The sequence below is a fragment of the Amycolatopsis orientalis DSM 43388 genome (assembly GCF_000411975.1).
Classification (GTDB): domain Bacteria; phylum Actinomycetota; class Actinomycetes; order Mycobacteriales; family Pseudonocardiaceae; genus Amycolatopsis; species Amycolatopsis orientalis_D.
This window is the reverse complement of the sequence record NZ_ASXG01000031.1, coordinates 19,814-32,537: the sequence shown is the minus strand read 5'-3', so window position 1 is coordinate 32,537 and position 12,724 is coordinate 19,814. Positions and strand designations below refer to the sequence as shown.

Genomic DNA, 12,724 nt, shown 5'->3' with positions numbered 1-12,724 from the left:
GCACGCGCGCTCGCCCGCGGGCTCCGCCCGCCCCGCCTCGCACCCGCGCGCTCCACTGGCACCTGCGCCGCGCTTCGCCCCGCATGCGCGCTTCGCCGCTCCGCCTCGCGCCCGCGCGCCCAGCCCACCCTCAGGCGCTCCACCCATACCCGCGCGCTCCACCCACGCCCCCGCGCTCGCCCCGCGCACCAGCCTCCGCCCGCGAAACCCAGCCTAGGTAGGGTTTCCGCCGTGTCTCGCCCGAAAGAACCGCGTCGCCCCGCTCCGCCGCCCGGACTGCTCATCGTCGACAAGTCGGCGGGGATGACGTCGCACGACGTGGTCGCGCGGGCGCGGCGGATCATGGGCACTCGCAAGGTCGGCCACGCCGGCACGCTCGACCCGATGGCGACCGGCGTGCTCGTGCTCGGCATCGAACGCGCCACCAAACTGCTCGGCCACCTCGCGCTCGACCGCAAGACCTACCTCGCCACGCTGTCGCTCGGCCGGTCCACCACCACCGACGACGCCGAAGGCGAACCGCTCGCCGACGCCGCGCCGGAAACCCTCGCCGCCGTCACCGACGAGCAGATCGCCGAGGGCGTCGCGCAGTTGACCGGCGACATCCAGCAGGTGCCCAGCGCCGTCTCCGCGGTCAAGATCGACGGCAAGCGCGCCTACGCCCGGGTGCGCGCGGGGGAAGACGTCGTCCTCCCGCCGCGGCCGGTGACCGTGCACCGGTTCGACGTGCTCGGCCTCCGCCGGGAGGACGACCGGATCGAGCTGGACGCGGTCGTCGAATGCTCGTCCGGCACCTACGTCCGCGCGCTCGCCCGCGACCTCGGCGCCGGGCTCGGCGTCGGCGGGCACCTGAAAGCCTTGCGCCGCACCACAGTCGGGCCGTTCACGCTCGCCCGCGCGCGCACGCTCGACCAGCTCGAAGAAAAACCCGAACTGTCGCTGGACCTCGACGCCGCCGTCGCCGCCGCGTTCCCGCGCCGCGATCTCGACGCCGCCACCGCGAAGGCCGTCCAGTACGGAAGGCGCATCCCGGCGGCGGGGATCGACGGCACGTATGGCCTGTTCGCTCCGGACGGCCACGTGCTCGCGCTGGCCTCCGACGCGGAAGGAGTGACCCGTTCGGTGGTGGTCCTCCTGCCCGCATAGGGTGGGGGCAAAGGGACCTTGCTCGGGGAGAGTTGGCAACAGTGCAGCGGTGGCGTGGGCTCGGGGACCTTCCGGGCGGCTGGGGACGGTGCGTGGTCACCATCGGCGTGTTCGACGGCGTGCACCGAGGGCACCAGGAACTGATCAAGCGCACCGTGGCGGCGGCGGCCGAACGCGGCGTGCCCAGCGTGGTGCTCACCTTCGACCCGCATCCGTCCGAGGTGCTGCGCCCGGGCAGCCATCCCGCGCAGCTGACCACGTTACGGCGCAAGGCCGAACTGGTCGAGGGGCTCGGCGTGGACGTGTTCTGCGTGCTGCCGTTCACCCTGGAGCTGTCGCGGCTCAGCCCGCACGAGTTCGTGCACGAGGTCCTGGTCGACCGGCTGCACGCGGCGGCGGTGCTGGTGGGCGACAACTTCACCTTCGGGGCCAAGGCCGCGGGCAACGTCGCGCTGCTGCGCGAACTCGGCCGCCGGTTCGGGTTCGTCGCCTACGGCGCGGAACTGCAGGGCCGTTCGCTCGACGACGACCGCGGCGCCAACGACATCACCTTCTCCTCGACCTACGTGCGCTCGTGCATCGACGCCGGCGACGTGGAGGCCGCGGCCGACGCGCTCGGCCGCCCGCACCGGCTGGAGGGCATCGTCGTGCGCGGCGACGGCCGGGGCCACGACCTCGGCTACCCGACGGCCAACCTGTCCACCGCGCGGTTCGCCGCCGTGCCCGCCGACGGCGTCTACACGGCCTGGTTCAGCCGGCTGTCCGACCCGGACCGGCGGCTGCGCGCGGCGGTGTCGGTGGGCACGAATCCGACCTTCTCCGGCCGCGAGCGCACCGTCGAGGCGTTCGTCCTGGACGTCGACGAGGACTTCTACGGCCAGCACGTCGCGCTGGACTTCGTCACCCGGTTGCGGGATCAAGCGCGGTTCGGGGCCCCGGCCGATCTGGTGAAGAAGATCGACGAGGACGTGGCCCGGACCAGGGAAGCGCTCGGCTCGGACGGCTGAGCGGGCCCGGACCGGGGCGGGCCGGCCCCGGGGCGAATCGGGCGTTCCGGCCCGGCGGGGGCGTTCGGGGTGGCAAGATGGGCCGGCGGCGCCGGGCCGGAGAACACCGTGGCCGGGCAGCACCGGGCCGCGGGGACGACACACGCTAGGGGAGCGGAGCCAGGTGGAGGACCACAAGATCGTCCAGCGGAACATCGCGCTGCAGCGGGAGTGGTACGGGGAGCCGCTGGGCGATCGGGTGCGCAGACTGGTCGTGGCCTTCGACGTGTCGCAGGCGTTCCTGGCCGAGGTGCTGGGGATCAGCGCGCCGATGCTCAGCCAGGTGATGAGCGGGCGGCGGGCGAAGATCGGCAATCCGGTCGTGCTGGCCCGGATGATCATGCTCGAGCGCAAGATCCTGGTGCCCGAGGTCGCCGCGGGCGACCGCGACGCCATGCAGGCCGCGCTGGAGGACGTGCGCGATTCGCGGCCCACGGTCGGCCGCGACAGCATCCCGGTCAGCTCGGACGAGAAGCTCCTGCTCGCGGGCATCCGCGACGTCGCCGAGGACGAGAACCTCGCCGAGGCGGCCAAGCTGCTCGACGAGGACTTCCCGGCGATCGCCGACCTGCTCCGCCGCGCGGGCGCCTCGGGCCAGTAGCCGATGCGGCTGTTCTCCGCGCTGCGCCCGCCCGCCGACGTCGCGGCGGAAGTGGCCGACGCGCTCGGCGCCCGCGACCGGTCGTTGCGCTGGGCGGATCCCTCCGGCTGGCACGTCACGCTGGCCTTTTACGGCGAAGCGGACCCGGCGGACTGCGCCGCCTTCCTCGACCGGGCGCTTGAGGGCCGGAAATCCGTTGACGTCCAGCTGTCCGGTTCGGGAACATTTCCGGGAGTGCTGTGGTTGGGAGTGGCGGGGGAGGATCTCGCCGACCTTGCCGCGGCCGCGACCATCGGCCCCGGCGAAGACCGTCCCTACCGGCCGCACCTGACGCTGGCGCGTTGCTCGCGCACGCGGCCGCCGACGGGGTGGACGGATCGGCTGGCCGGTTTCCGCAGCCGCGCGTGGACCGCGGACCGCGTCGAGCTGATGGGCGGCGGCAGCCCGTACCGCACGTTGCGGACCTGGCAGCTGCGGCGCGAGCGAGGGCGTGCTGCCCGCTAGCCGCACGCGCCGGAAGCCGCAGTTCAACCGGCTGGTAACCTCGGAAACCGGGTCCGGCTGCAGTCCGTGGCGGCCGCGACCGTCTCACCCGGCCGCGAAGCGCGGTGCGGGCCTCACGGCACGAGATGCACAAGGAGCACCACCAGTGGCGCTGTCCACCGAAGAGAAGAAGACGATCCTCGCCGAGTACGGGCTGCACGACTCGGACACCGGATCCCCCGAGGCCCAGGTCGCGCTGCTGACCAAGCGGATCATCGGCCTCACCGAACACCTGAAGACCCACAAGCACGACCACCACTCCCGTCGCGGTCTCCTGCTGCTGGTCGGCCGTCGCCGCCGGCTGCTGAACTACACGGAAAAGGTGGACGTGGCGCGGTACCGCGACCTGATCAAGCGTCTCGGCCTGCGTCGATAGCGTGCTGACGAGGGGGAGCGGCTCCGGCCGCTCCCCCTCGCCGCAAGCACACCCCCACACGGCGCGAGCGCGCTGGAGGAACGATCTCGCCGGTCCTCGGTAGTGGTTCCCGGGCAACGGACCCGGGGGCTTCGATCGAAGACCGGCCGCACCCCTCCTCGAGCGTTCTCGGGCGAACCGGGTCCCACAGTGGGAGACTCGCGTCGTACGAAGGAACCAAAGAGGAGATTGACCATATGACCGACTCCACCGGAGTCACCGTGTTCGAGACCGAGGCCGTTCTGGACAACGGCCGGTTCGGCACCCGCACCGTCCGGTTCGAGACCGGCCGGCTCGCCAAGCAGGCCGCCGGCGCCGTCGTCGCGTACCTGGACGAAGAGACCATGCTGCTGTCGGCGACCACGGCGTCGAAGCACCCGAAGGAGCACTTCGACTTCTTCCCGCTGACCGTGGACGTCGAGGAGCGGATGTACGCCGCCGGCCGCATCCCGGGCGCGTTCTTCCGCCGCGAGGGCCGCCCGTCGACCGACGCGATCCTCACCGCCCGCCTGATCGACCGCCCGCTGCGCCCGTCCTTCGCCGACGGCCTCCGCAACGAGATCCAGGTCGTCATCACCGTCCAGAGCCTCAACCCGGACGACCCGTACGACGTGCTGGCGATCAACGCCGCGTCGGCCTCCACCCAGATCGCCGGCCTGCCCTTCTCCGGCCCGGTCGGCGGCGTGCGCGTCGCGCTGATCGAGGGCCAGTGGGTCGCGTTCCCGACCTGGCCGCAGCTCGAGAAGGCCACCTTCAACATGGTGGTCGCGGGCCGCATCGTCGGAGACGACGTCGCGATCATGATGGTCGAGGCCGAGGGCACCGAGCACACGCTCGACCTGATCGCCGCCGGCGGCAAGGCCCCGGACGAGGCCGCGGTGGCCGAGGGCCTCGAGGCCGCGAAGCCGTTCATCCGCGTGCTGTGCGAGGCGCAGCAGCGCCTGGCCGCCGACGCCGCGAAGCCGACCGGCGAGTTCCCGCTGTACCCGGCCTACCAGCCGGACATCTACGAGGCCGTCGCCGCGATCGCGTCCGACGAGCTGGCCAAGGCCCTGCAGATCCCCGGCAAGCAGGAGCGCGACGCGGCGACCGACGAGGTCAAGGCGGCCGTGCTGGAGAAGCTCGGGCTCGGCGAGGGCGAGGCCTTCGAGGGCCGCGAGAAGGAGGTCGGCGGCGCGTTCAAGGCGCTGACCAAGAAGATCATGCGCACCCGCGTGCTCACCGAGAAGATCCGGATGGACGGCCGCGGCCTGACCGACATCCGCCAGCTCTCGGCCGAGGTCGCCGTGGTCCCGCGGGCGCACGGCTCGGCGCTGTTCGAGCGCGGCGAGACCCAGATCCTGGGCATCACCACGCTGAACATGCTCCGCATGGAGCAGCAGATCGACTCGCTGTCGCCGGAGACGACGAAGCGCTACCTGCACCACTACAACTTCCCGCCGTTCTCCACCGGCGAGACCGGCCGCGTCGGTTCGCCGAAGCGGCGCGAGATCGGCCACGGCATGCTCGCCGAGCGCGCCCTGGTCCCGGTGCTGCCGAAGCGGGACGAGTTCCCGTACGCGATCCGCCAGGTCTCCGAGGCGCTGGGCTCCAACGGCTCGACCTCGATGGGCTCGGTCTGCGCGTCCACCATGGGCCTGCTCAACGCCGGCGTGCCGCTGAAGGCCCCGGTCGCGGGCATCGCGATGGGCCTGGTGTCCGACGAGGTCGACGGGGAGACCCGCTACGTCGCCCTCACCGACATCCTGGGCGCCGAGGACGCGCTGGGCGACATGGACTTCAAGGTCGCCGGCACGAAGGACATCATCACCGCGCTGCAGCTGGACACCAAGCTGGACGGCATCCCGTCCGAGGTGCTCGCGGCCGCGCTGAAGCAGGCGAAGGACGCTCGCCTCACCATCCTGGACGTCATCGCCGAGGCGATCGACGGCCCGGACGAGATGAGCCCGTACGCCCCGCGCGTCACGTCGGTGAAGATCCCGGTCGACAAGATCGGCGAGGTCATCGGGCCGAAGGGCAAGATGATCAACTCGATCACCGAGGAGACCGGCGCCGACATCTCGATCGAGGACGACGGCACGATCTACGTGGGCGCGGCCGACGGCCCGTCGGCGGAGGCGGCGATCGGCAAGATCAACGCCATCGCCAACCCGCAGCTGCCGAAGGTCGGCGAGCGCTTCCTGGGCACCGTGGTGAAGACGGCCGCGTTCGGCGCGTTCGTCTCGCTGCTGCCGGGCAAGGACGGCCTCGTGCACATCTCGAAGCTGGGCAACGGCAAGCGGATCGCGAAGGTCGAGGACGTGGTGAACGTCGGCGACAAGATCCGCGTCGAGATCGCCGACATCGACAACCGCGGCAAGATCAGCCTGATCGTCGTCAAGGACGAGGACGCCGCGAAGCCGGCCGAGGGCGACGCCGAGGCGGAGAAGGCCGAAGCCAAGTAAGGCTCTTCCCGCAAACTTGGTCCGTGAAGGCCCCCTCTCCGGCCGGGGAGGGGGCCTTCCTCGCATGGTGAGCAAAGGATTGCATTGGCACCGCAGGTCTCCGGGCACGAGCAGCCCGTCGGCACCACCCGTACGCTCGAGTCCACTTCGGACGGTGCGGTCGTCAGACGAAGCGTGCTCCCCGGCGGTCTCCGGGTGGTCACCGAGCACGTCCCGGCTTCCCGGTCCGCGACTGTCGGCCTCTGGGTCGGCGTGGGTTCGCGGGACGAACCGGCTCCGGTCGCGGGTGCCGCGCACTACCTGGAACACTTGCTGTTCAAGGGAACCAGCCACCGCGACGCCACCCAGATCGCCGAGGAAATCGACGCGGTCGGCGGCGAGTTCAACGCCTTCACCGCGAAAGAGCACACCTGCTACTACGCCCAGGTGCTCGACGCGGACCTGCCGCTGGCGCTCGATCTCGTCACCGACGTGGTTTTCGAAGCGCAGTGCAGCGACCGCGACATGGACATGGAACGCAGCGTCGTCCTCGAAGAGATCGCGATGCGCGACGACGACCCGGAAGACCTGCTGCACGAGGAGTTCGTCAGCGCGATCCTCGGCGACCATCCGCTGGGCCGTCCGGTGCTGGGCACGGAAAAGTCCATCACCGAGATGTCGCCGGTCGCGCTGCGCGGTTTCTACCGGCGCCGCTACACCCTGCCGCGGATGGTGCTCGCGGTGGCCGGGAACGTCGAACACGGCCAGGTGCTGCGGCTGGTCAAGCGTGCGTTGAAGGACCGGCTCGGCGGCACGGCGACGCCGGTCGCGCCGCGGTCCGGCCGGGCGCGGCTGAAGACGGTGCCGAAGCTGGCGCTGCACCCGGACGACACCGAGCAGGCGCACGTGATGCTCGGTTTCCGGGCGCTGCCGCGGCACGACGAGCGGCGGTTCACGCTGTCGGTGCTGAACGCGGCGCTCGGCGGCGGCATGAGCTCGCGGCTGTTCCAGGAGATCCGCGAGCGGCGAGGCCTGGCGTACCAGGTGTATTCGTCGGTGGCGAGCTACGCCGACCTCGGGCACATGTCGGTGTACGCGGGCTGCCAGCCGGAGCGGCTGGGCCAGGTCGCCGGCGTGATCCGCGAGGTGCTCGACTCGGTCGCCGCGGACGGGCTGTCCGACGCCGAGGTCGCGCGCGCCAAGGGGCAGCTGCGCGGCGGGCTGGTGCTGGGCCTGGAGGACACGTCCTCGCGGATGTCCCGGATCGGCAAGAACGAGCTGAACTATGCCCGCTACCTGGGCGTGGACGACACGATCGCGCGGATCGACGCGGTCACGACCGAAGACGTGTGTGCGCTCGCTCGCACTCTGCTGCGCCGTCCCGGCGGGGTGTCGTCCGCGGCGGTGGTGGGGCCGTACGCTCACGCCGACGACCTTCCCGACGATCTGCACGAGGTGATCGCGTCATGACCGAGTCCCCGATCCGCGTCGGCGTGCTGGGCGCGCGCGGCCGCATGGGCGCCACCGTGGTGAAAGCCGTGGAAGGCGCCGCGGACCAGGAACTGGTGGCCGCCCTGGACGCGGGCGACGATTTCGCCGCGTTGGAAAAAGCCCAGGTGGTCGTGGACTTCACGCATCCGGACGCGGTGATGGACAACCTGCGCTGGCTGATCGCGCACGACCTGCACGCGGTCGTCGGCACGACCGGGTTCAGCGAGGAGCGGCTGGCCGAACTGCGCGGGCTGCTGGCGGACAAGCCGTCGGTGGGCGTGCTGATCGCGCCGAACTTCGCGCTGGGCGCGGTGCTGGCGATGCGGTTCGCGGCGCAGGCGGCGAAGTTCTACGCCTCGGCCGAGATCATCGAGCTGCACCACAACCGCAAGGCCGACGCCCCGTCCGGCACCGCCGCGCACACCGCGCGGACGATCGCCGCCGCCCGGGCCGAGGCCGGGGTCACGCCGGGCTCGGACGCCACGACGTCCGAATTGGACGGTGCCCGCGGCGCTTCGGTCGAGGACGTCCACGTGCACTCGGTGCGGCTGCCGGGTTTGGTGGCGCACGAGGAGATCCTGTTCGGCGGCGAGGGCGAGACCCTGACCATCCGGCACGATTCGCTGGACCGGACGTCGTTCATGCCGGGCGTGCTGCTCGGCGTGCGCTCGGTGGTGTCGCGTCCCGGCCTGACGGTCGGCCTGGAGAACGTGCTCGAGCTGTGAAAGCCCGCAATTTCGCGCTGCTGATGACGGCGGCGCTCGTGGTGTACCTGGTCCTGCTGGCGGACCGGGCCGTGGCGCTGCTCGGCACCGGGACGCCGGCCGGGATCGCGCTGGGCATCGGGGTGTTCGTGCTGCCGCTGCTGGGCGTGTGGATCGTCGTGGCGACCTGGCGGTCCGGCGTGCAGATCCAGCGGCTGTCGCGGCGGCTGGACGCCGAGGGCGGCCTGCCGGACGTGTCGGACCTGCCGCGCCGCCCGTCCGGCCGGGTGGACCGCGACGCCGCGGACGCGTGGTTCGAGCAACGCCGGGCGGAAGTCGAGGCGAGCCAAGAGGATTGGCGGGCCTGGTACCGGCTGGCGTACGCGTACGACATCGCCGGCGACCGGCGGCGGGCCCGCGCGACGATGCGCAAGGCGATCGAGCTGGAAGCCGCGGAAAGCAAATAGCTCGGTGCCGCGTTCGACGGATCGGGTTCCTCTCGGCAGCAGGTGTGCCATGCTGTCGAGATGATGCTGACCCGAAAGGCCAATGCCGCGTAGAAGGCCCGGCGCGATGCGCGCCCGTCGAGCTGAGGTCCGCGACCGCCCATCGGCACGCTCGATTCCCGGCGTCACGCGGAGAACGCAGACCGCTGTCGAGGTCGCAGAGGCTCGCCGACTGGGGGCCGGAAGCGTCTCCCGAGCGCTTGACCGGTATCGAGACTTTCTCCGCCAGCCTGGCCGCTGGTTGTATCTGCCGTGGCCCGAATGCCCGTGCTGCGATCCAGTCGATGCTCGCGACGAGTTGGAAGCCGCCCTGCGAGCGCTGCCGAGTGCCGCCCGTGCCGAACTGCGCGAAGTCGTTGCCCCGCTTGACGAGGAGTTCCGGCGGAGGACCTTGCCCGACCCGACGGCGAGCTCGATCAGCTCGTGGCATGCCGCTGCGTGGTGGCGTCAGCGGCTGCACGAGCGGTGACCCGGCCTCCGCTGAGTTGACCTGGCCCAGTGCGCCTGTGGTGGCTCGCCGGGCCGCCGGATTACCGCTCGCGGGATGCACCAAGCCTTGCGCCCGTGGGGATCGCGCCCGATCGAGGTGAGATCGTGCTGCGCTGAAGGGCAGTTCTTGCCGAGCCTGGCTTACTGCAGCCAACCCGCGAACATCGCCGGCGAAGCCGCCAGCAGGCTGAACCGCACCCATCGCCCCGCGAGGCCCGCCGCGAGGAACGTCGACAGCCGCATCCGGACCATCCCGGCGAGCACGCTCGTCGCCATGAACGGCGGCAGCCCGACGAGCGAGCTGACCCCGTAGGTGCCGGTCATCCAGTGCGGATGGCGCTGGCAGCGTTCGCGCAGCGCCTCGATCTTGCCGCGGATCGCCTTGGTGCGCAGCTGCCAGCGGACTCGCCGCGGGGTCAGCGGGCGTTCGCGGTGCAGCCGGTCGTGGAGGAATTTCGGGAGCCGGATCGAACCGCGCGCGGCCAGGTAGTACAGCAGTTTCCCGGCGATCTGCCCGACCGCGACCGCGCCGCCCAGCCACAGCCAGTGCACGTTGTGCTGGCTCGCGCAGAGGCCGATGACGAAGAGCTCGGCGTTGACCAGCGGCACGATCGCCGAGCCGAAGGCGACGCCGAGGGTCAGGAGCACCCATCCCATCGTGTCACCCCCGTCCGTGTCCCTGCTCACTCCAAGCTAGCAGCCATCACGAAAAGATCACGGGGGCTAACCCCACTCTTTCCCCGGGAGCCAACCCCAGAAGATCACCTGGCCGACCGCTCTCGGCCACCTTGTGCTGCCACTCTCGGACAGGTGCCTGAGGTGCCCATCGCCGACCGGTTCGCCGGACTGTGCGCCGCCGTCGTGCGCGTCCTGCCGTTCGGGCTGTCCCGGGTCGTCGCGCCGAGTTTCCTCGGTTTCGCGGTGATCAACGGCTGCACGTTCGGCGTCGATCTGGCGCTGCTGACCCTGTTTCACGGCGGGCTGAAGTGGCCGGTGTGGCTGTCGATCAGCGTCGCGTACGTGGTCGCGTTCGGGCTGAGTTTCGTGCTGAACCGCGCGCTGAACTTCCGTTCGCACGCGCCGGTGGGCCGCCAGGCGGTGCGGTACGCGGTGGCGATCGCGGTGAACTACGCGGCGTTTCTGCTCGGGCTGGGAGCCGGATTGGCCGCGCTGGGCGTGGAATACCACGTGTCGCGGCTGATCGCCGGGGCGTGCGAGGGCGTTTTCATGTACTCGGTGATGCGCTGGGTGGTCTTCGCGAAGCGCGAAGAGCCGGTCAGGGTGTGAGTTCCAGTTCGAGGGTCCCGGTGATCCGGACCTCGCGCAACGTGCCGCGGCCGGTGTCGAGGGTGCGGACGGTGCCGTCGGGGGACCAGCCGGCGCGGCGGTAGAAGCCGAGCGTCGCGTGGTCGGACTGGGCGACCCAGGTGATGCCGCGGTTCAGGCCGTCCGCGCGCAGGCCGGCGGCGGCGGTCGCGAGCAGCCGCCCGCCGTGCCCGCGACGGCCCCACCGCGGTTCGACCACCAGCGACGCGATCAGGCCGGGAGCGTCCTCGGGGGCGGACCCGTCGGCCGCCGCGGCTTCGTCGTGCGGAGCCGGACCCGCGACGCAGTAGCCGACCGTGAACGAGCCTTCGGCGGCCAGGTAGACGCGGGAACCGGGGTATTCGATCGTCTCGGTCCAAGTGCCCTCGAGATCGGCCTGGTCGAGTTCGTCGATGGCTTGCTCGCCCAGAAGGCCGGCGTAGGCGGCCCGCCAGGTCAGCCGCTGGATGCGGGCGATCTCCGCGGCGTCGGACGGGTTCGCGGGGCGGACTTCGGCGGCACTCACGCGGGCAATGTACCGAAACTGTCGGGGGTGGCTGGCACCATGGCGGGATCATGCAGACGATCAGCCTTTCCGCCGCCCGCCGCACCGCTCTGGCCGCGCAGGGGTTCGCCGATCCCCGGCCCGCCTCGGCCCCGACCCGGCGGCACCTCGCCAAGGTGCTGTCCCGGGTGCAGCTGCTGCAGCTGGACTCGGTCAACGTCGCCGTGCGCGCGCACTACATGCCGCTGTTCTCGCGCCTGGGCCCGTACGGCCCGGCGCTGGTCGACGACGCCGCGTGGAGCCACCGCGCGAGACGGCCGCGGCTGCTGGTCGAGTCGTGGGCGCACGAGGCGAGCCTGCTGCCGATCGAAGACTGGCCGCTGCTGCGGTCCGGGGCCAAACGGGACGGCTGGTGGCGGAACTACACGCGCGTGGTCGACACGATGCCCGGCCTGCTCGACGACGTCCTGGCGGTGGTGAAGGAACACGGCCCGATCGGCGCCGGAGCGATCGAGAAAGAGCTGGAAACCGAGGCGGTCCGGCGCGGGCCGGGTGCGTGGTGGGAACGCTCAGTGGTGAAGAAGGCGTGCGAGTACCTGTTCGGCGTCGGCCAGCTCAGCACCGGCACCCGGCGCTCTTTCGAGCGGCTGTACGACCTGACTGAGCGCGTGGTGCCGCCGGAGATCTTGGCGCGCAAGGTTTCCGCGGAGGAAGGCGCGCGCGGCCTGGTCGAGCGCTCGGCGCGGGCTTTGGGCGTGGCAACGGAAACCGATCTGCGCGACTACTACCGCCTAGGCCCGGACGTGTCGCGGCAAGCCGTTGAGGAGCTGGTCGAGGAGGGCGTGCTGGAGCCGGTCCAGGTCGCCGATTGGCGCGCGGCCGCATACCGGCACGTCGATGCGCGCACGCCGAGGGCAGTGCCCGGACGGGCATTGCTGTGCCCGTTCGACCCGCTGATCTGGGAACGCGCGCGGACCGAGCGGTTGTTCGGATTCCGGTACCGCATCGAGATTTACGTGCCGGAGCCGAAGCGGGTGCACGGGTATTACGTGTTCCCGTTCCTGCTGGACGGGGCGCTGTCGGCGAGGGTGGACCTGAAATCCGACCGGGCGGCCGGGGTGCTCCGCGTGCAGGGCGCGTTCGCCGAGCCCGGCGTCGACGAGGCGCGAGTGGCCGCGGAGCTGGCCGGGGAACTGCGGACGATGGCGGAATGGCAAGGACTGGACGGCGTCGTGGTCGGGGAACGGGGTGATCTCGCGCGGGCATTGCGGCGCGCGGTGAAGTGAGCGGCGGGCCTTCGGGCGGCGGGTTTGCCGGGAGGAGTGCCAGCGGATTCGGCCCGGTTCGGTCTGGGCAACGGGTTCGGTGGGAGTCCCGCGGGCGGGTGCGGGAAAGCGTGCGCGGCTGGTGAAAGTGGCTTGCGCGGTTTGTTGGGGAGGGCTTGGCTCGCGGGCGGGTGCTGGGCGTCGTTCGGTGTTTCGCTGGGCGGTGCGGGGGAGTGTGCTCTGCTGGTGAATGAGGCTTGCCGCTGTTGCTGTGGACCGGCGCCA

13 protein-coding genes are annotated in these 12,724 nt (G+C 71.4%); 11 read left to right on the top strand and 2 right to left on the bottom strand.

The genetic code is table 11. The features are described from left to right. Positions 1-231: 231 nt before the first annotated feature. The 9 genes from truB (at position 232) to L942_RS05680 (ending at position 8,836) form a co-directional block, all read left to right on the top strand. Complete coding sequence (gene truB, locus L942_RS05720) at positions 232-1,146, top strand: tRNA pseudouridine(55) synthase TruB (protein WP_081654950.1); 915 nt, start codon at positions 232-234, stop codon at positions 1,144-1,146. 41 nt (positions 1,147-1,187) lie between these two features. Further along, positions 1,188-2,153 carry a bifunctional riboflavin kinase/FAD synthetase gene (locus tag L942_RS05715; protein WP_081654949.1) on the top strand — a complete coding sequence of 322 codons (966 nt, stop codon included), beginning with the start codon at positions 1,188-1,190 and terminating at the stop codon, positions 2,151-2,153. A 163-nt stretch (positions 2,154-2,316) separates the two neighbouring features. Next, positions 2,317-2,793 carry a helix-turn-helix domain-containing protein gene (locus L942_RS05710; protein ID WP_037355736.1) on the top strand — a complete coding sequence of 159 codons (477 nt, stop codon included), beginning with the start codon at positions 2,317-2,319 and terminating at the stop codon, positions 2,791-2,793. Positions 2,794-2,796: 3 nt separating this feature from the next. Further along, a complete protein-coding gene (thpR, locus tag L942_RS05705; protein WP_037355735.1) occupies positions 2,797-3,297 on the top strand; it encodes an RNA 2',3'-cyclic phosphodiesterase in 501 nt (166 codons plus the stop codon). A gap of 145 nt (positions 3,298-3,442) precedes the next feature. After that, positions 3,443-3,712: a 30S ribosomal protein S15 gene (gene rpsO / locus L942_RS05700; protein WP_009080476.1), complete on the top strand. Its 270-nt coding sequence runs from the start codon at positions 3,443-3,445 to the stop codon at positions 3,710-3,712. 236 nt (positions 3,713-3,948) lie between these two features. Then, positions 3,949-6,195, top strand: a complete 2,247-nt coding sequence (locus tag L942_RS05695; protein WP_037355733.1) for a polyribonucleotide nucleotidyltransferase — start codon at positions 3,949-3,951, stop codon at positions 6,193-6,195. Between the two features lie 84 nt (positions 6,196-6,279). Beyond that, complete coding sequence (locus L942_RS05690) at positions 6,280-7,644, top strand: M16 family metallopeptidase (RefSeq protein WP_037355732.1); 1,365 nt, start codon at positions 6,280-6,282, stop codon at positions 7,642-7,644. Then, positions 7,641-8,390: a 4-hydroxy-tetrahydrodipicolinate reductase gene (gene dapB / locus L942_RS05685; protein WP_037355731.1), complete on the top strand. Its 750-nt coding sequence runs from the start codon at positions 7,641-7,643 to the stop codon at positions 8,388-8,390. The genes L942_RS05690 and dapB overlap by 4 nt, the downstream gene beginning before the upstream one ends. Beyond that, entirely contained in the window at positions 8,387-8,836 is a 450-nt protein-coding gene (locus L942_RS05680) for a tetratricopeptide repeat protein (protein WP_037355730.1), read from the top strand. Before dapB ends, L942_RS05680 begins: the two co-directional genes overlap by 4 nt. Before the next feature lie 669 nt (positions 8,837-9,505). Here the strand turns inward: L942_RS05680 and L942_RS05675 are convergent. Next, positions 9,506-10,021 carry a membrane protein gene (locus tag L942_RS05675; protein ID WP_037355728.1) on the bottom strand — a complete coding sequence of 172 codons (516 nt, stop codon included), beginning with the start codon at positions 10,019-10,021 and terminating at the stop codon, positions 9,506-9,508. Between the two features lie 153 nt (positions 10,022-10,174). Here L942_RS05675 and L942_RS05670 point away from each other — a divergent pair, with 153 nt between their 5' ends. After that, positions 10,175-10,651 carry a GtrA family protein gene (locus L942_RS05670; protein WP_200862707.1) on the top strand — a complete coding sequence of 159 codons (477 nt, stop codon included), beginning with the start codon at positions 10,175-10,177 and terminating at the stop codon, positions 10,649-10,651. Here L942_RS05670 and L942_RS05665 read toward each other — a convergent pair. Beyond that, the gene (locus L942_RS05665; RefSeq protein WP_037355724.1) at positions 10,641-11,195 is read right to left on the bottom strand and encodes a GNAT family N-acetyltransferase; all 555 of its coding nucleotides are present in this window, start codon (positions 11,193-11,195) and stop codon (positions 10,641-10,643) included. The two genes, L942_RS05670 and L942_RS05665, sit on opposite strands and share 11 nt — an antisense overlap. 50 nt (positions 11,196-11,245) lie before the next feature. On the opposite strand from L942_RS05665, the gene L942_RS05660 reads away from it, so the two are divergent. Next, on the top strand, positions 11,246-12,460 hold the full coding sequence (locus L942_RS05660) for a winged helix-turn-helix domain-containing protein (protein ID WP_037355722.1): 1,215 nt from the start codon (positions 11,246-11,248) through the stop codon (positions 12,458-12,460). Positions 12,461-12,724: the final 264 nt, after the last annotated feature.